The organism is Kitasatospora sp. NPDC088351 (assembly GCF_040685575.1).
Taxonomy (GTDB): domain Bacteria; phylum Actinomycetota; class Actinomycetes; order Streptomycetales; family Streptomycetaceae; genus Kitasatospora.
Genome location: NZ_JBFBIL010000031.1, coordinates 76,752 through 93,763, shown reverse-complemented (window position 1 = coordinate 93,763; position 17,012 = coordinate 76,752). Strand labels below are relative to the sequence as shown.

The following is a 17,012-nucleotide window of genomic DNA, read 5'->3' as shown; positions in this document are numbered from 1 at the left end:
CTCGGCATGCCCAACATCCGACGGCAGCCCCGCGACCTTCGACACAGGGATCACCCCAGATCAGCCGACGCGAACCGAAACACGGAGGCTAGCGCACTTCGCCGTCTACGCGACGTGTTCTCACACGTCAGAAGCGATGCGAACTCTGCAGTGATCGGTAGAGTCGACTTCGGCTGGATGCGCAAGCTCGGCTGGATCGAGCCCACCGCCCTCGCCGCGGATGCGCTGCCACTCCTGGAGGACGACCGCGGCCCGGTCGATGGTGTCCAGGGTGAGCCCGGCCGCCCGCCGACGGACCCGGGTACGGACGTCCCCGAGCAGGCCGTGCTCCCGGCCGTCCGACTCGTCCTCGTCGACGGCCTGGTCGTCGTCAGGGCGGGCCGGGTACTGGGCGAGGGCTGCCTGCAGCGCCGCTGCGACGCCCGTCTCCCCCGGCCGGCAGGCTGACCGGTAACCCAACAACCAGAGCTCCCTACAGCGTTCTCATTGGCTTCGGAACGCGGTTGCAGCTCTTGAAACACTCCAGGTCAGACGCCACACACGAGGTGCCCCCTGACACACCGTCCCTTAAATGCCCAGACCAGCGCCCTCTTGCGGTACGCCTATGCGCTCTCTCAACTCGTGAAACAAAGCAGGTCAGAAGCCACCAGCGACCTCACCGCGTTTCAGTTCCACTGAGGCCACATACCCGACAGCCCAGGCCCCGCACCGGCCTCTTCGTATCATCAGCCATATGACTGCTGATCTACCGGAACCGGTCCGCCCAGGTGATGTGCGGGCCTCTCATGCCGAGCGCGATGCGGTGGTTGAGCGTCTACAGGAGGCAGCAGCCGAGGGGCGCCTCGACCTCCACGAGCTGGATGCGAGGCTGGAACAGGCGCTGATCGCCAAGACTCACGCCGACCTGGCGTCGCTCACTGGCGACCTGCCGCCCGTGGTTCCTGTGGATCCGGGACGTCCGCTGGTGCTCAAGGGGGGCCTTAACGGTGTTTCCCGTATCGGGCGCTGGCAGGTGCCCGCACGCATAATCGCGTATGGCGGCCTGGGCGGCGCCAAGCTTGACTTCACCCGGACCGACTGCCGACTGTCGGCCGTCGAGGTGGAAGTCCATGGCCAGATGGCCGGCGTTACCGTCGTCATCCCTGATGGCTGGGCTGCGGAGACCGGTGGGGTGGATCCCGGCCTCGGTGGGCTGAAAGACCTGACCACCTCCGACCGGCTCTCGGGTACACCGCTTATTCGTCTCAGCGGCACCGGTGGCCCGGCGGGCGTGGTTGTCCGCCATCCGAATCGTTGGGAGCGCCGCAAGTTGAGGCGCAATCCGCCGCAGTGAGTCAACGGGCCGGACGACCCGAGCGCACCAACCACGGGCCGCACACGAACACGAACACGCAGCACCGAACGCGGCGGGCCAGGAAGGGCCCAGGCCGCCCGCGCACGCCCGTGCCCGGGGACGAGCCGCCGAGCCCGCCCCACCCACGCGGCCGGCACCAGCCGGGCGCCGGGAAGAAGAACAGCCCACCGCAGGTACCGAACCCGAACCGACAACCGCAACCACAGACCAAAAACCAAAACCAAAGACAAAGGGAAGAAAGGAGAAGAGGGTTGTCGAGGTGGTGAGTTCCACCTCGACAGCCACTCACCACTGCCCCGGACCTGCACAGTTGCCCAGATTCCGAGCCCGGCGGCCGGAAGAGGCGGCCACCGGTTGGCGCACCCGTTCTCACCACCGGTTGCCGGACCGGTTAGAACACCCGTTGTCGGATCGTGACCGCAAGGGCCGCCGGTGGTGAGAAATCCGGTGAGAGGCACGGGCTTCCATCCCGATGCCCGCTGCCACCAGGGCGGCGGGCGCCGACTTCGAGGAGCCCGTGATGGCGATGCCGCCCGAGATCGACCACGCCGTGGTCGCCGCGCTGTCCCAGTTCCGGATGGCCACCGCCGAGCAGCTGCGCGTCCTGCACACCCCCGAGGCCGGGCCGGAGCAGATGCGCCGGCGTCTTCGCCGGCTCAAGGACGAGGGCCTGGTCGAGGACGTCGTGCTGCCGCAGGCCGGGAGGCCGCGGGCCTGGTTCCCGACCGGGCACGCCGCCCGGATCGCCGCAACGTTCCCCGAGCTGGAGGGCGTCGCCTCGCCGCCGCCGCCCGGCGACAAGAGCGCGGCGCGGCTGCGGCTCGGTCACACCCTGGCCGTCGTCCGCACCCACGTCGCCTTCGTGGCCGGCGCCCGGGCGGCGGAAGACGAGTGCGCGCCGCTGGACTTCCTGCCGGAGGTCTACCACCGCTACGGCGAAGGCCCGGCCGGGGCAGTCATCCCCGACGGCCTGCTCCACTACGGCCGCACCGCCGCCGACGGGCGCACGCCGCACCGGGCGTTCGTCGAGGTCGACCGCGGCACCATGGCCAGCGAGAAACCGGCGTCGAAGCTGATCGGCTACGCCCGCTTCCACGACCACCACCCCATCCCGGCGCACCTGCGGCGCACCTCCCACGCCCAGGGCGTGCTCCCGGCCCGGCAGCAGCACTACGTCGTCTTCCTGCGGCTGCTGTTCGTCCTCACCGGCACCGGCCAGGCCGGCTTCGCCAACCGGGCGAACGACCTGGAGATCGCCACCCGCACCCCGTACGTCGCCAGGATGCTGCGCACCGTAGCGGCCGGCGTCGCCGAGCTGGAGGATCTGGAAGCCGATGGCGCGGGTGCCGACCTCTGGTGGTCGATCGCCGACCTGGACGACGGGCCCGCCCCCTGGTGGGAGCTGACCGGCACCAGGCCCTGACCGGCACCGCCACTCATTCCTTGATGGCCCGCCCCGGACTGCTGGGGCGGGCATCAAGGTGCCCTGACCGGGCCGGCCGCCGGGCCATCAAGGTGCGCGATGTCATCACAGGGTTGATCGCCTCGTTCTACCTGCGCAGAACGAACCGGAGGGCGCGGGGCGGGCATCAAGGTGACCGATTCCGCTCTCACCAATGCTTTGACCTGGCGCGTTATCTCGCCGTGACATGGCTGCCAAGGTATCGGACGGATACCTTGGCGGACCATCAAGGTGCGGAGCGCGGCTCCGTGGCGCCATCAAGGCCAGCGGCCGGACGCTCCCGGGAGGACCACGTCGGGGTCCAGGACGACCAGGTGCTCGTCGGCGTACGCGGTGCCCAGCCCGGCACCGGCGAGATGCGATTCGAGAACGAGGTTCTGCACGAAGCGGGCGCTGGGCGGGTCGCCGCCCGGGGCGCGGCAGACGCTGACGGCGAGGACACCGCTGGGCAGCGGGTGCTGGTCGGTGAGCTGCCAGCGGACCGCGACCGCGAGGCCGCGCGGGCCGAGCTCCAGCACCGCGCCGGGGCGGCCGTCCCCGGCCTGGACGACGTCGATGCCCGCGGCCGCGAGAGCCGCGACCGTCCGGCCCCACAACGCCCGGCGGTCGCCGGCCGCAGCGACGGGGTCCGTGGAGTCGGGTTCGGCAGGCTGGTCGTGCATCCGGCGACCCTCCCCGCCATCGGCGCTCAGCGCCGGGCCCACGTCGGGCAGGCGGGTTCGTGCCAGGTCGTGCGGACGACCAGGCCGCCTTGGGCGAGGTGTTCGCTGGACCAGGTCCGGCAGCACCCGCCGCCGCGCGGCCGGGCCGGGGCCGGCGGCCTCACGACGCGGACCGGGACGGCGGGAGCGGGCACGGTGGGCGAGGCCGGACGGCGGCAACGGCGGCGCCTGGTCATGGGTGTCGTCATGCCGGAGGCTCTGCCCACCGCGCCGCGGTGCCGAACCCCGCAACCACCCGGACGGCCCATCCCCGATTCCGCTCCAACCAGCCGCTGACCTGCGCCGACATCCGAAACTCACCGGGCGACGGGGGCGAAACTCACCAGGGTCCGGCCGCCCGGGCGCGCGAATCTCACCGGCGCCTCGGGGCGGAACTCACCGCCCCGAGGCGAAACTCACCGGTGCAGCTCAGCGGCTTGCACCCGAGGCGGGGCCGGGTCAGGACCGACGCCACCAGGCGCCGGCGGCCGCGGCCTCGGCGGCGGCCTGGTGGTGCTCGGCGGCCTCCCGGGCCCGCTGGTCGGCGTCGGCCCGGCGGCAGTCGGCGCACAAGCCGTCGTCGCCCCAGGTATCGGCCCGCTCGTGCTCGGCCCACCGCTCGTCGGAGAACTTCGCCCGGCAGCGGGTGCAGGCCGGACGGCGCCGCTCGCGCTCCGCCTGCCGCCACTCCTTCTCCCGGGCTTGGGCATGGGCGGTCTGCTCGGCTTCGAGCAGCCGGTCTCCGTCGGGGTTGTCGAGGGCGTCGGTCAGGGAGTGCCGGCCTTGGCGGCCGTAGCGCCACCAGACGGGGCCGAGCGGGCCGGGCTCGGCCAGGAGGTCCAGGGTGGTGGCGAGGACGGGCACGGAATCGTCGTACTCGCGCCAGCCGTCCCCGGACGAGCCGCCGCCCCACGAGTCGGTCGCCGCCCTCGGCCGACCGACGTTCCGTCACCAGGCCGCCACTGGTGACATCACGACAGGCCCAAGTCCGTCCCGCATGCCGACGGGCCCTGCGTCAGCCCGCAGCAGCCTGCAGATCGACGATCTTCCGATCGATCGAGAGGGGGGTGATTGTGATGACCGGCCAGCCCGTCGATTCCCACAGCTCCAGTTCCGCAACGGACTGGATCTGTTCGACTGTCACCAGGGGCACCCTGAGGGGCCTGTCACGGTGCACCCACGTGTGTTCGGCACCGTCGCAGACGGCCGGCTCGGCGCGACCAGGCCCCCACGCCGAACTGTGGAGGCGGACCACGCGAGGACCGAAGGGGGAGGGGGCGGGGGCGGGGACGGGCGCGGAGCAGCGGTACGTACCCGAGAGGGTCACGAACCCGTTGCTGTCGACGGTCCCGGTGGAGTTGAGGAACACCGTCCCGGTGTAGGCGGTGGGCGTCGTCCCCGAGGTGGCTGCCTGGGCCGGCGAAGCGGCCCAGATTCCCGAGAGCAACGTGATGGACACAGCTGTGGACAGAGCGGCAGAAGCAGAGCGACGCAACGAAATTCCCCTCGCTGAACGGTGATTGACTTGTCTAGACCTTTCATCGAGAACGTACCAACGCCTTTGCCGGCACATCTGTGGGTCCGTCAGAAACTGCCCCGCCTACCGGGCGAGGCTGCCCGATCGGACAGACTCTCCCCGGAGCAAGGCCAGCCGCAGGCGCAGGCAGTGATGGCCCCCGCTCCCGCGAGCAGGCCCCCGCCTGGTTCGACGGCCTGGTGGAGGCCGGCGCCGGACGCGGTCCGGGCCGAGCAGTGCGCGGTGCGACGCGGGTTGCGTGTTGCACCGCGCGTCGCGTCCGGAGGTTGTCACGGGGGGCTGTCGCGCCCGGATCGGCTACAGGAGAAGGGGCCCGTCCGTGCAGGTCGCAGCACCCGACAGCGCCCCACGCGACAGGCCCCGGGCTCCGGGGTTCAGGCGGTGCGGCCCTTGGGCGGGTAGAGCTTGGCGTGCCGCACCCGGGCCTCCCACCACCGGTCGGCGGGGGCCGAGATACGGGCGGCCATCAGCTCCCGCCGGGTCGGGGCGGGCAGCACCAGCGGCCCCAGCCCCTTCGTCTCCCGGTCGCTGACGCACTGCGGGCACTCCAGCCGGTCAGGGCCGGCCTTCTCGGTCAGCTCCAGCCACGGCCCCTCCTTCCCGCCGATCGAACCCCGGCACGTCCAGCACGGGCGCAGCCGCGCGTTGGCCGCGCGGGCCGCCTCCAGCTGCTCTTCGGCCTCCCGTTCCAGCCGTTCCGTGTGTTCCTGGTCCTTCTCGTGGCAGGACCAGCAGCGGCCACCCGGGCGGCGGGTCCACTTCTGTGGTCCCTTGGGGCCGTACTCCTCGGTGCTCTCCTGGGTCGGCACGTTCCCGCAGTCGGCGCAGGCCAGGGTCTCCATCAGCTCGCGGTGGACCTGGCGGGCCTTCTTCTCCCGGGCCTTCTGGCGTTGGTTGCAGGCGGCGCGGTTGTCGGGGTTGTCCGGGGCGTCGGTCAGGGAGTGCCGGCCCCGCCCGCCGCGTCGGGCTCGGTGCCGCCGCGGGGCGCGTTGCGGGAGGTCCCGTACGGCCTGCCCTTCGTGCTCGTGGTCCCGGTCCCTGTCGACCGTATGAAGCGGCGGGGCCGGGCAGGCGCGGTGGTGGGGTGAGGTGTCCCATCGTGCGGCCGGTCAGCTTGCCGTCGGCGCGGGCCTGGGCTTTTCCGAGTCCGGGCAGGTCGGTACACCAGCGGTGTACCAGCGGTGTACGATCGCGGTATGGCTGATGCGACGATCAAGGTTTCCCCTGATACGCGTGACCGGCTGGCCGCTCTCGCGGCGGCCCGCGGCACCACGATTGGCGCCCAGGTGGCCCTGCTGGTGGAGGCGCAGCCCACCGCGGAGCAGATCGCGGAGCGCGTTGCCGAGGGCCGTCGGCTGCTGCGGGAGCACTTCGGGATGACGCTCACCGACACGGAGCTGGACGAGGGCCCGAACCTGCTGCAGCGGGTCTACGACATCGCCGCGGCGGATGCGCGTGCCAAGGTCGCCCCGAGGCGCAGCGCGTGATCATTCTGGATTCCAGCGCCCTGTCCGCGCTGGCCGCCGGTCATCCGCGCCTGCATCGGATCGTGGACTCCGCTCTGCAGAGTCCGTTCCAGCATCTGCTGGTTCCGGTGCTGTGCGTGGTCGAGGCCGAGGTGAAGGGCGAGGGTGCCGCGCACGCGGTCATGGCGCTGCCCGCGCTCGAGTTCGAGCCGCTGGATGCGAGTACCGCAGTGGTGGTGGCGACCGTGGTCCGCGACGGGTACGGGGGCCCGGATCTGGCCCATGCCATCGCCACGAGCCTGCCCACCCCGGTGCGTCCGCTGCAGCACCTGATCCTGACGGCCCGTCCGGAGCTGTATCCGCCCGGGATCGCCACCGTGGACATCGACGACCCCCGGCTGGAGCCGTAGGTGGCGACGACTGGGCGCTCAAGGACCACCGGGTGCAGTACCTGTCCGACCGCGCCACCGGCATCCGGGCCCTGTGGGAATGGGCCGAGGCGGAGCCAGCGAGCGCCGATCCGCTGACCGTCCTGTCCAGGGCGGAAGTCGCCCGCGCCTTGGTTACCAGCGCTGCCCACAACACGGCGCCCGCCGTACGAGGGCTCCCGATTCCGCGTCACCAGCGCCTTCGTATCGTGTCCGCCACTACGGATGAAGGAGTGCCGCCGCTGTCCACTGACCCGCCGGACGACCCGCCGGCCCCTGCCACGGACCCGGTGTACGAGGGTGAGCAGCTCGGCCGCTGGGTGCAGGCGCAGCGGGCCGGCTGGCCCGGCCCGGAGGAGGACCAGCGGGACCTGCTGTCAGCGGTCGGCATCGAGGAGGACCAGGAGCTGGTGGCCGCCAAGGCCGCCACGGAGGCGAAGCCGGCGGTCTCCCGCGTCGACCGGTTCGCCCAGGGCCTGGCGGCGCTGGCGCAGTTCGTCGGGCGGGAAGGGCACGCAGCCGTCAAGCGCCCGCACAAGGAGCCGCTGGAGACCGTGGAGGCCGGCCCCGGCGGTGAGGAGCAGGCGGTGGTGTCGCACTTCGTCCTGGGCACCTGGCTCAACAACCAGAAGGCTCGCCGGGTGAAGCTGACCCCGGGCCAGCTCGCGCAGCTCGCCGAACACGGTGTGGAGTGGGCTGGGTGGCTGGGCCGAGCGGCAGGTGCGGTTCGGCGGGCGGTGGGCCGTCGGGGGCCGGCCGCGCCAGGCCGTGCTGGTCGCCGCGTACTTCGTCACCCGGCCGGTGGTCAGCTTGCGCAGCGTCAGGAAGGACCGGGTCGAGCAGCGGTGATGCCGGTCAGCAGCACGTGGGGGGCCGCACCCTGCGGGGTGCGACCTCCCCCGCTCCCCTATAGATCGTCCCGGGGCTTCTGATGCTCGTCCCAGTTTCCGAAGAAGAGCAGGCCGAACGCCATACATCGCCGCTGTCAAGCAAAGAACCCCAGTTCAGAGCCCTGGAAGCGGTCTGTTCCAGTTTTTGCGGAACACCCCGGCGTACATGCCGATCTCGTGCGGTTGCGTGATCGTCAGGTGAACTGAGATCAACTCCGCATTCACTACGTCGTCATCGAACAGGAAGAACCCTTCGGCAGGCCGAAGGGGGCTGCGGTCCGTGTTCTCCGGGATGATCCCGGGGCTGACCGACGGCAGGGAAGCCACCGAGAGCAGATGACCGCCGGTGGGGGCGGGACCTGGCAGGGCCCGCCCCCGGTGTCGCGTCAGGCCACCTCGGCCCGGGACGCGAGGTGGAAGGTGCAGGGTCCGCCCGCGTGGGCGACGAGTCCTCCCCCGGCGATGTCGAGGGACACGGTGGCGAGCGTCTCCCAGCGCTTGCCGAGCGCCGAGTCCGGCTGGGCGTGGCAGCACAGCTCCGCACCCTCGTCCGCGTGGCAGGTGAGGGCCTTGACGAGGTCCTCCCTGTCCGGTCCGGTGAGGGTCGCCGTGTGCTCCCGCAGGACGTCCATCCGCCGGTACGTGCTCGGGTCCTCGACTCCCATGGCCTCGCCACCGGCCAGTGCCCGGTCGACGAAGTGGTTGGTCCGCAGCAGGAAGCCGTCTTCGCGTGGGCGTAGCAGTACCGAGCCGGCCGGACTGAGTTCGATCGCCGCGGCGGTGCTCCGCCTTTGCGCGTGGTCGACGAGCGTCAGTGAGCTGGAGGCCGCCACCGGTGTGGCGGCGGCCAGTTCGACGGCCTCGGACACGCTGGTGCAGGTGTCGAGTATGCGTCGCGCCAGGACGTGTACCGGTATCCACGAGCCGGTCGGCACGAGCGACTTGTCGGAGGTGTGGCCGAGGATGTTGAAGTGCAGGCCCAGGCCCGCCGTGTTGACACCGATCTTGCCGACGATGCCGAACTCCGTCACCGCGTGCACGACCCGGCCGTCCGGGTGCTCGATGGTCCAGACGAACCAGCCGTCGCGCATGCCGTCGTGCCAGTCCCAGGTCTGCGCGGTGACCGGCGGGCGTCCGTCGGCCGGCGCGTACACGACCGTGGAGCACTCCGGGTGCTGCGTCCGGCCGAAACGGCCGAGGATCTCCGTTCGGGCGTTGAGCGCGGCGATCCGCCACAGGGGCAGGCCCGCGCCGAGTGCCATGCCGTCGATCTCCTCGGCCAGTTCCGGGGCCCAGGTGCTGATGTGCTCGAAGGCCCGAAGGCTCCAGTCGGTGACGTCCTCGGGCGTGGCGCCCGCGGCGGCGAAGAGCTGGTCGTAGAAGGCGCTGGCCTGCCCGATGCGTTCCGGGAAGGCCTTGCCCAGCTGCTGCCCGCGATCGCCGGGGGCGGCCTTGGCCGACCGGAAAACCGTAGGGGTGGTCACCATGTCTCCTCCATGGCGAGCGCCCGGCGCTCGTCCTGGCTCATTCGCCGCGGCTTCCAGCCGGGGCCGGGCACGGATCGGCGCAGCATCCGGGTGTACGGATGCTGCGGGTCGTCGAGGATGCGGGCGGTGGGGCCGGATTCCACGATCCGGCCCTTGCGCATGACGATCGCCTCCTCGCTGATCTGCCGTACGACGGACAGATCGTGGCTGATGAACAGGTAGGTGAGGCCGGTGCGTTCGCGGATGTCGGCCAGCAGGTTGAGGATCTGCGCCTGGATCGACACGTCCAGCGCGGCGACCGCTTCGTCCAGCACCAGGACCTTCGGTTCGGCGGCCAGGGCACGGGCGATGGCGACCCGCTGCCGCTGTCCGCCCGACAACGCGGAGGGCAGTGCGCGGGACTGCCGTTCGTCGAGGCCGACGTCCTCCAGCAGCCGGGCGATCCGCTCCTCGCGCTCGCCGCGGGAGGGCTTGAAGTGCAGGTCGATCACCTCGCCCAGGGCGTCGCGGACCGACCTGCGCCGGTTGAGGGATCCGTACGGGTCCTGGAAGACCATCTGGATCTCGCGCCCGCGCCGGCGCCGTTCGGCCGTCCCGGCGCGTTTCGCGGTGCGGGAGCGGCCGAGGACGGTGATGCTGCCGGATGTCGGGGTCTCCAGGCCGACCAGCATCCGGGCGACCGTGGACTTGCCGGAGCCGGACTCCCCCACGATCGCGAGCGCTCCCCCGGCCCGGACCTGGAAGCCGACGCCGTCCACGGCGGTGAAGTCGGCGGAGCCCCGGCCGTCGGGGCGGCGGACGCGGAACACCTTGCGCAGCTCGGTCGCTTCCACGACGGGAGTGTGGTCAGACATCGCGCACCTCCGTGCCGGAACGTCGCAGAACGGGCTCGATCTCTTCGCTGCGCAGGCACCTGACCCGCCCCTCGCCGGCCGGCCGCAGGGCCGGGACGGTGGCCGTGCACTGCGGCTCGGCGTAGGGACAGCGTGGGGCCAGGGCGCAGCCGGGACCGACCTCGAAGGCCGAGATCGGCCGTCCCGGGATCACTTCCAGGCGGTCTGCGGCCTGGTCGATGCGCGGCCGGGAGTCCAGCAGGAGCCGGCTGTAGGGGTGTCGGGGGTGGTCTTCGAGCGCCTGCGGCCTGCTCTCCTCGACGATCGAGCCCGCGTACATGACCGCGATGCGGTCGCACACCGCACCGGCCAGCTCCAGGTCGTGGGTGATGAACAGCATGGCGAGGCCGTGTTCCCGGCGCATCTCGTCCAGGATGCCCATCACCTCGGACTGGGTGGTGACGTCCAGCGCGGTGGTGGGCTCGTCCGCGAGGATCATCCGGGGGCGGACGGCGATCGCGGCCGCGATCACGACGCGTTGGAGCAGCCCGCCGGACAGTTCGTGCGGGTACTGGCGCATCCGGCGCGAGGCGTCGGGGATGCCGACGTCGGACAGGATGTCCTGGACGCGGGCGCGTGCCTGCCGCGGGCTTTCCTGATGGTTGGCGACCAGCGCTTCCACCAGGAAGTCGCCCACGGTCGACACGGGGTTGATGGCGGCACGCGGGTCCTGGTGGATCACCGCGACCTCGTGGGAGCGCAGCCGCCGCAGGTCCTTGGCCGGCATGGACAGGATGTCGGTGCCGTCGAAGTCGATGCGTCCCGAGGTCTCGGCCCCGTGGGGGAGCACGCGCAGGATCGAGCGCACCGTCATCGACTTGCCGGAACCGGACTCGCCGACCAGGCCGACGGCCTCGCCCGCGCCGACGTCGAGCGAGACGTCGTGCAGCACGGGGCGTCGCTCGCCGTCGACGTTCAGTGTCACGTGAAGGGCGTCCAGGCGCAGCAGGGGGCTCATGCGCGGCCTCCTGCCTTGCGTCCGCCGAGGCGTTCGCCCAGCACGCTGAACGCCGCGACGGTGATGACGATCATCAGGCCCGCGTACAGGGACTGCTGGGGGAAGCCCTTGACCAGGGAGGCCTGGCCGCTGGAGACCATCAGGCCCCAGTCGGCCGCGGGCGGCTGGACGCCGAGGCCGAGGAAGGAGATCGCGGCGAGTTCGATCATGGCGGATCCGAAGTTGATGGTGGCACCGGTGAGGATCTGGGGGGTGATGTTGGGCAGGATCTGCCGCAGGCAGATGACGAAGCCCGAGAAGCCCTGGATCTCTCCGGAGGCGATGTAGGGCAGCATGCGTTCGCGCAGGGACACGCTGCGCAGTACCCGTGCGGTGTACGGGGTGAAGCCCACCGCGAGCGCCAGGGACGCCTGGAGCAGCCCGCGGTCGTAGAGCGCGATGACGATGATGGCCAGCAGCAGGCTGGGGAAGGCGAACAGCAGGTCGAGCAGGCGGGAGATCAGGTCGTCGACGCGGCCGCCGAACCAGGCTGCGGCCAGCGCCAGTGCGGTGCCGAGTGTTGCGGTGACCGTGACGACGACGAACGGGCCCAGAAGGCTGGTCCGGGCGCCCCAGATCAACCGGGAGAGCAGGTCACGGCCGGAGTTGTCGGTGCCGAGCAGGTGCTCCGCGCTGGAGGACTGGTAGGTGGCGGCGAGGTCGACCTGCAGCGGGTCGTAGGGGGCGATCCAGGGGGCGAGGATCGCGACGAGGGCCAGCAGGGCGATGATGGCGGCGGCTATGGTGCCGGCGATCCCGACGCGCCCGACAAGGCGTCCGATCGGGTTCCGGCCCTTGGTGGGGCTCGCGGGTCGGGCGGCCTTTCCCGCGGTGGCCGCGGTGGCCGTGCCCGAGGCGTTGACGCTGTCGCTCATGAGCGCTTCCCTCCCAGCTTGAACCGCGGGTCCAGCCATGCGTAGAGCACGTCCACGGCCAGGTTGACCAGGCCGAACGCGACCACCAGCGCGAGCGCGATGGCCTGGACGACGGCGAAGTCCTTCTGGTTGACCGCGTCGACCAGCGCGGAGCCGAGACCATCGAGGGCGAAGGCCTTCTCGACCACGGTCGCGCCGGCGATCAGGGCCGCGATGTTGACGCCCACGATCGTGGTCACCGGCAGGAGTGCGTTGCGCAGCACGTGCCGCCGGACCACCAGCAAGCGCGGGAGTCCGCGGCCGATCGCGGTGGTGACGTGCTCGGAGTCCTTCTCCTCCGTGATCGCGGTCCGGGTGATGCGGGCGACCACCGCGCCCGAGGGGATGGCGAGCGCGATCGCGGGCAGGGTGAGGTGCCAGAGCCGGTCCGTCAAGCCCTCACCGGAACCGAACACGGGGAACCAGCCGAGTCGCACGGAGAACAGGTCCATGAGCAGCAGCGCGGCGAAGAACGTGGGAACGGCGAAGCCCGTGCTGGTGACGATCAGTGCCACCGTGTCGAGCCGGCCGCCGCGGAGCCCGGAGACCATGCCGACCAGCACGCCGAACACGACGATGAGCACGGCGGCGTACAGCGTGAGCAGCAGGGTGGAGCCGACACGCGGGGCGAGCAGGCTCGCCACGTCCTGGCGGAACACCAGGGACTCGCCGAGGTCGCCGCGGGCCACTCCGGTGATCCAGTCCCAGTAGCGCACCGGCAGCGGGTCGTCGAGGTGGTACTGGGTGCGGATCGAGGCGAGTGTCTCGGGGCTGATCGAGCGCCCCTGGGTGAGGAAGGTCTCCGGCCTGCCCGGTGCGAGGTAGAGCGCACCGAAGATGAGGAAGCTGGCGACGATCAGGGTCGCGGCCAGCCCGAGCAGGCGTCGGACGAGGAATCCGAGCATGGGCTGTTCCTGTGGGGGGAGTTCGCGGGGGCGCGGCCGGGCGTGGGCCGCCGCGCCCCCGGCGGAGCGTGGTGAGGGCGTGGGCCGTGGGCGGGTGGGGTTGGTGGGTGCCGCGTGCTACCGGCTCACTTGGCCGAGCCCACGGATGCGGCCCACGGGTAGTACAGGTAGACGAAGGAGGCGGGTGCTCCGGTGACCTTGTTGTTCATGAACAGCCGGGTCGAGGGGGCGACCATGGGCAGCCACGGGGTCTTGGCCATGTACCTCGTCTCGATCTGGGCGGTGAGTTCGGCTCGCTTGGTGTCGTCGCTCTCCGCGGAGGCCTGGCCCAGCAGCGCGGTGATCTCGGGGTCGGAGAACTTGTCGTAGTTCTCGGGGGAACCGGGGTCGATGTGGTTGCGCAGGAAGGCCAGCGGCTCGGGCACGTCGGAGTAGTTCGTGGTCATGAAGCCCGAGTAGCCCTTGCGGGCCTGCGCGTCGGAGAAGAAGGCGCCGTACCGCGCGCTCGGCACGCCCTTGGGCTGGATGTCCAGGCCGATCTTCTTGCCGGCGCTCTGCACCTCGGCGAGGAGGTCCTCGTAGACGGTCCGCTCGCTGGGGTAGGCGATGGTGATCGGCCCGCTGGGCTTGCCGGCCTCCTCGACCAGCTTCCTGGCGCCCTCGATGTCGACCGTGGTGGGCAGCAGCTTGTCATAGGCCGCCTCGTACACCGCGGACGCGTAGGAGTAGCTGCCCGGAGGCACCACGGAGCGCAGGGGCGCGGCGGTGCCGGCGAAGACGGTCCTCCCGATGGCCTCCCGGTCGGTGGCCATTAGCAGGGCGGTACGCAGTCGCGGATCGGCGAAGGGGCCCTCGCCGGTGCCGATGATGGCCACCATCTGCATGGACTTGCCCAGGTAGAGGGTGCCGTTGGTGGCGTTGGACAGCTGGTCGACGGCGTCGGTCGGCACGTCGTACGAGCCGTCGATCTCGCCGGTCTTCAGCGCGTTGGTGAGGGTGGCCGGGTCCGTGATGAAGCGGAAGTCGAACTCCTTGGCCTTCGCCTTGAGCGCCTGGTTCCAGTACGCGTCGTTGCGCGCCAGCTTGATTCGGGAGCCCTTCTCCCACGACTTGAGCTCGAAGGGGCCCGTGCACATGACGCCTTTGTCCGGGGTGCCGAACTTGGCGCCGGCCTGCTGGGTGAACGCGGCCTGGGTGACGGCGCCCAGCGGTGTCGCCATGTAGTCGTTGATGACGACGTCCGGCGTCTTGAGGGTGACGGTGACCTGCAGGTCGCCGGTCTTCTCGATGCTCGCGATGTTGCCGGTGAGTATGTCCCCGGCCCAGAAGGAGCCCTCCGCGGGGTCCAGGTGGCGCTTCAGGCTGAAGACGACGTCGTCGGCCGTCATCTCCTGGCCGTCCCAGAACGTCACGCCCTTGCGGAGGTTGTACACCCAGGTGGTGGGCGTGGGGTGCTCCGCCGACTCGGCCAGTCCCGGGGTGATCGAGAAGTCGGGGTTGATCCGCATCAGGCTTTCGCAGAGGTTCGAGAGGACCTCGTTCTCCGGGTAGTTGTAGGACTTGAGCGGGTCCAGCGAGGTGGGCTCGCCGTAGGGCATGTTCCAGGTCACCCGGTCCACGTCGGCCTTGGAGGCGGGGGTGTCGACGCGCTTCCCCGCGCCAGCGCTCTGGTCAGCGCTCGATGACTGCGCCGGTTTTCCGCACCCGGCCAGCGAGATCACGCTCGCGATTGCGACGGCGACAAACGCTCTCTTGCGCACTTCCAGTCCTTCCTGGCCTGTCCCCGGGGCATGCGGCGGCGCCACGACGGGCGCACGTGAGGGTTCGCATCCAGCGGGAGTGGACAACTCAGACTGGTAGAGTCACCTACCAAAACGTTTTGGTCAATCGTTTTGGTGATATCTTTTTGCCAACATCCGGAAAGGCTGGACAAGGCGTGATGGCTCCGTCGGGGAGAGTGACGATCCGCGACGTAGCGCGGGCGGCCGGTGTGTCGGCGACCACCGTCTCGCACGTGCTCAACGGAAAGGGCGCGGTGGCGGCGGCGACGCGTGAGCGCATCCTGCGCACCGCCGCCGAGCTGCGCTACCAGGCCAACCCCATCGCCCAGAGCCTGCGCGGCGGCCGTACGGGGGTGATCGCGCTGGCCATCCGCCCGCTGGACGCCATCGGTTACACGCTGCAGGGCGTGGACTACTTCGTCCGGCTGGCCGGAGCCGCCGCGACCGCAGCGCTCGACCACGGCTTCGGACTCATGCTCGTCCCCGACCTCACGCGCAGATCCGTACCCGCCGCCATGAACCTGGACGGCGGTATCGTCGTCGACCCGTTCGTCGGCGACCCGGTCCTGGCCGAGCTGCTCGACCGGGGGCTGCCCGTGGTCTCCACCGGCCGTGACCCCGCCCGGCCCGAACACATCTGGTGGACCGACACGGACAGCCGTGCCGAGACCCGGCGCGTGCTCGACCTGCTCTTCGAACGCGGCGCCCGCCGGGTCGCCGTCGTCGCGGGCACGGATGACAACGCCTGGAACCACGACACGGTCGAGGCGTACCTGTCATGGGCCCACGAGCACGGCCAGGAGCCGATCCTGGAGCGGGTCCCCGAGAAGCGCGGGGAGACGGCCGGCGCTGAGGTCGGCGGGCTGCTGCTGTCCCGCCCGAACCCCCCGGACGCCGTCTTCGCCAGCACCGGCCGCCACGCCGCCAGCATCGCGCGCACCGCGATCGCCCTCGGCTGGGACATTCCCGGTCGTCTTCTCATCGCCGCGGGATCGGACAGCGAGCAGACCCGGTTCGCCACTCCTGGCATCACCGCCCTCGACCTCTCCCCCGAGGCCACCGGCAGACTCGCCATGGAGCTCCTGCTCGAACGCCTGGCCGGTGAGTCGGGATCGGCGGCACCGAGGATCGTGCCCGCGACGCTGCACGAGCGCCAATCCACCGCCCGCCTGGGCTGAGGACCGCCCCGGACCCCGGCCGACCGTGCGCCGCCCGGGTGATCCGGCAGCTCTTCGCTCGAACCAGCGCCACCTCACGGCGCACGTTCATCGCCCGTCAGATCTCCCCGCTCGAGTTCGCCCGCTACCTCGGCGTCCCCGTCTCCGCCCGCACGACCCAGGCCCAGATCGCCGCCTCCGTGTGCCACACCTACAACACGGTCGGCGTACGGCTGGTGACGATCGACGAGATCCACCGCCTCAACCCGCGCACCAGCACCGGCGCCGAGGCCGCCGGCTTCCTCAAAGACCTCACCGAGCGGATCTCGGCGACATTCGTGTACGCGGGTATCGATGTCACCGCCACCGCGCTGTTCACCGGCACCGCGGGCGCCCAGCTCGCCGGACGCGCCGGTCTGATCGACTGCGACTCCCTGCCCGCCACCGCACGCACAAGCAGCACCAGGAGCAGCCGGAACTCCGGCGGTGAAAGCGACGGGAGTGGCGGCAGCAGAGGCAGTGCCGAGGGAAGGGGAGGGAGCGGCGTGGGGGCGGGAAGCGCAAGCAGCGGGGGTGGCGGCGCGATGGTCATCCGGCCAGTCGGGACGTGCCGAAGCGATGAGGTTCAGGGAGATCTCGTCGGTGAAGGCGCCATCCATCTCCAGGAAGGGCCCGGCAGCGAAGTGCAGGATGCCGGTGAGCGAGATCACCGCGTCGGGACGACCCGGTCCGTAGCGGAGGAAGACGTCCACTCCTCCGCCCTCCCTCGAGCTGTCGACCAGGACACGCTCGATGAAGTGGTCGTCGAGGTGTTGGTGACGGTCAGCCGGGGAGGGTACTTTCACCAGGTCCTCCACTCGGCAGTACCCCCACACCCTCAGCTCGTCCAGCGCCGCCGCCAACGCCTTGCGGCCCTGCGGACTGGAGTCCGCCATCTGCCGGCACGTCTCCCGCCAGCCGCCCGGCCGCGACAGCAGGTCCACCGACAACCCCCGCGCGGTGCAAGACAGAGCCCCTCCCGCGCAACGACGGAAGGGTGT

18 protein-coding genes and 2 pseudogenes are annotated in these 17,012 nt (G+C 71.0%); 8 read left to right on the top strand and 12 right to left on the bottom strand.

Annotation, left to right across the window (positions count from 1 at the left end):
* Nucleotides 1-150: 150 nt before the first annotated feature.
* The 3 genes from AB0P06_RS22050 to AB0P06_RS22040 all read left to right on the top strand — a co-directional run bounded on the left by AB0P06_RS22050 (nt 151) and on the right by AB0P06_RS22040 (nt 2,777).
* The gene (locus tag AB0P06_RS22050) at nt 151-447 is read left to right on the top strand and encodes a hypothetical protein (RefSeq protein ID WP_363609799.1); all 297 of its coding nucleotides are present in this window, start codon (nt 151-153) and stop codon (nt 445-447) included.
* Nucleotides 448-733: 286 nt separating this feature from the next.
* Nucleotides 734-1,333, top strand: coding sequence for a DUF1707 domain-containing protein (locus AB0P06_RS22045; RefSeq protein WP_363609797.1), 600 nt, complete (start codon nt 734-736; stop codon nt 1,331-1,333).
* Nucleotides 1,334-1,826: 493 nt separating this feature from the next.
* Complete coding sequence (locus AB0P06_RS22040) at nt 1,827-2,777, top strand: replication-relaxation family protein (protein ID WP_363609795.1); 951 nt, start codon at nt 1,827-1,829, stop codon at nt 2,775-2,777.
* 296 nt (nt 2,778-3,073) lie between these two features.
* Here the strand turns inward: AB0P06_RS22040 and AB0P06_RS22035 are convergent, their stop codons facing one another.
* From AB0P06_RS22035 to AB0P06_RS22015, 5 genes and pseudogenes are all read right to left on the bottom strand, one after another.
* The gene (locus tag AB0P06_RS22035; RefSeq protein WP_363609793.1) at nt 3,074-3,478 is read right to left on the bottom strand and encodes a hypothetical protein; all 405 of its coding nucleotides are present in this window, start codon (nt 3,476-3,478) and stop codon (nt 3,074-3,076) included.
* 498 nt (nt 3,479-3,976) lie between these two features.
* Nucleotides 3,977-4,381, bottom strand: a complete 405-nt coding sequence (locus tag AB0P06_RS22030) for a hypothetical protein (RefSeq protein WP_363609791.1) — start codon at nt 4,379-4,381, stop codon at nt 3,977-3,979.
* A 151-nt stretch (nt 4,382-4,532) separates the two neighbouring features.
* Entirely contained in the window at nt 4,533-4,661 is a 129-nt protein-coding gene (locus AB0P06_RS22025) for a hypothetical protein (protein WP_363609809.1), read from the bottom strand.
* Nucleotides 4,662-4,667: 6 nt separating this feature from the next.
* Nucleotides 4,668-5,090 (bottom strand): annotated as a pseudogene (locus tag AB0P06_RS22020) (DUF6299 family protein); the annotation flags it as partial.
* Nucleotides 5,091-5,428: 338 nt separating this feature from the next.
* Nucleotides 5,429-5,896, bottom strand: a complete 468-nt coding sequence (locus tag AB0P06_RS22015; protein ID WP_363609789.1) for a hypothetical protein — start codon at nt 5,894-5,896, stop codon at nt 5,429-5,431.
* A 354-nt stretch (nt 5,897-6,250) separates the two neighbouring features.
* On the opposite strand from AB0P06_RS22015, the gene AB0P06_RS22010 reads away from it, so the two are divergent.
* The 3 genes from AB0P06_RS22010 (at nt 6,251) to AB0P06_RS22000 (ending at nt 7,880) form a co-directional block, all read left to right on the top strand.
* Nucleotides 6,251-6,541 carry a hypothetical protein gene (locus AB0P06_RS22010; RefSeq protein ID WP_363609787.1) on the top strand — a complete coding sequence of 97 codons (291 nt, stop codon included), beginning with the start codon at nt 6,251-6,253 and terminating at the stop codon, nt 6,539-6,541.
* On the top strand, nt 6,538-6,930 hold the full coding sequence (locus AB0P06_RS22005; protein WP_363609785.1) for a hypothetical protein: 393 nt from the start codon (nt 6,538-6,540) through the stop codon (nt 6,928-6,930). Before AB0P06_RS22010 ends, AB0P06_RS22005 begins: the two co-directional genes overlap by 4 nt.
* Nucleotides 6,931-7,157: 227 nt before the next feature.
* Entirely contained in the window at nt 7,158-7,880 is a 723-nt protein-coding gene (locus AB0P06_RS22000; protein ID WP_363609783.1) for a helicase associated domain-containing protein, read from the top strand.
* A 72-nt stretch (nt 7,881-7,952) separates the two neighbouring features.
* On the opposite strand, the gene AB0P06_RS21995 is transcribed toward AB0P06_RS22000, so the two are convergent.
* The 7 genes from AB0P06_RS21995 to AB0P06_RS21965 all read right to left on the bottom strand — a co-directional run bounded on the left by AB0P06_RS21995 (nt 7,953) and on the right by AB0P06_RS21965 (nt 14,794).
* Nucleotides 7,953-8,165 (bottom strand): hypothetical protein, encoded by a 213-nt coding sequence (locus AB0P06_RS21995; protein ID WP_363609781.1) that lies wholly within the window; start codon nt 8,163-8,165, stop codon nt 7,953-7,955.
* A 59-nt stretch (nt 8,166-8,224) separates the two neighbouring features.
* Complete coding sequence (locus AB0P06_RS21990; protein ID WP_363609779.1) at nt 8,225-9,325, bottom strand: C45 family peptidase; 1,101 nt, start codon at nt 9,323-9,325, stop codon at nt 8,225-8,227.
* Entirely contained in the window at nt 9,319-10,134 is an 816-nt protein-coding gene (locus AB0P06_RS21985; RefSeq protein ID WP_363609805.1) for an ATP-binding cassette domain-containing protein, read from the bottom strand. Before AB0P06_RS21985 ends, AB0P06_RS21990 begins: the two co-directional genes overlap by 7 nt.
* 37 nt (nt 10,135-10,171) lie before the next feature.
* Nucleotides 10,172-11,176: an ABC transporter ATP-binding protein gene (locus AB0P06_RS21980; RefSeq protein WP_363609777.1), complete on the bottom strand. Its 1,005-nt coding sequence runs from the start codon at nt 11,174-11,176 to the stop codon at nt 10,172-10,174.
* Nucleotides 11,173-12,090, bottom strand: a complete 918-nt coding sequence (locus tag AB0P06_RS21975) for an ABC transporter permease (RefSeq protein WP_363609775.1) — start codon at nt 12,088-12,090, stop codon at nt 11,173-11,175. Before AB0P06_RS21975 ends, AB0P06_RS21980 begins: the two co-directional genes overlap by 4 nt.
* Nucleotides 12,087-13,034, bottom strand: a complete 948-nt coding sequence (locus AB0P06_RS21970; protein ID WP_363609773.1) for an ABC transporter permease — start codon at nt 13,032-13,034, stop codon at nt 12,087-12,089. Before AB0P06_RS21970 ends, AB0P06_RS21975 begins: the two co-directional genes overlap by 4 nt.
* 125 nt (nt 13,035-13,159) lie before the next feature.
* On the bottom strand, nt 13,160-14,794 hold the full coding sequence (locus tag AB0P06_RS21965) for an ABC transporter substrate-binding protein (RefSeq protein ID WP_363609771.1): 1,635 nt from the start codon (nt 14,792-14,794) through the stop codon (nt 13,160-13,162).
* Between the two features lie 197 nt (nt 14,795-14,991).
* Between AB0P06_RS21965 and AB0P06_RS21960 the strand changes: the two genes are divergently transcribed.
* Nucleotides 14,992-15,993 (top strand): LacI family DNA-binding transcriptional regulator, encoded by a 1,002-nt coding sequence (locus AB0P06_RS21960; RefSeq protein ID WP_363609769.1) that lies wholly within the window; start codon nt 14,992-14,994, stop codon nt 15,991-15,993.
* Between the two features lie 113 nt (nt 15,994-16,106).
* Nucleotides 16,107-16,412, top strand: a pseudogene (locus AB0P06_RS21955) (TniB family NTP-binding protein); the annotation flags it as partial.
* Nucleotides 16,413-17,012: the final 600 nt, after the last annotated feature.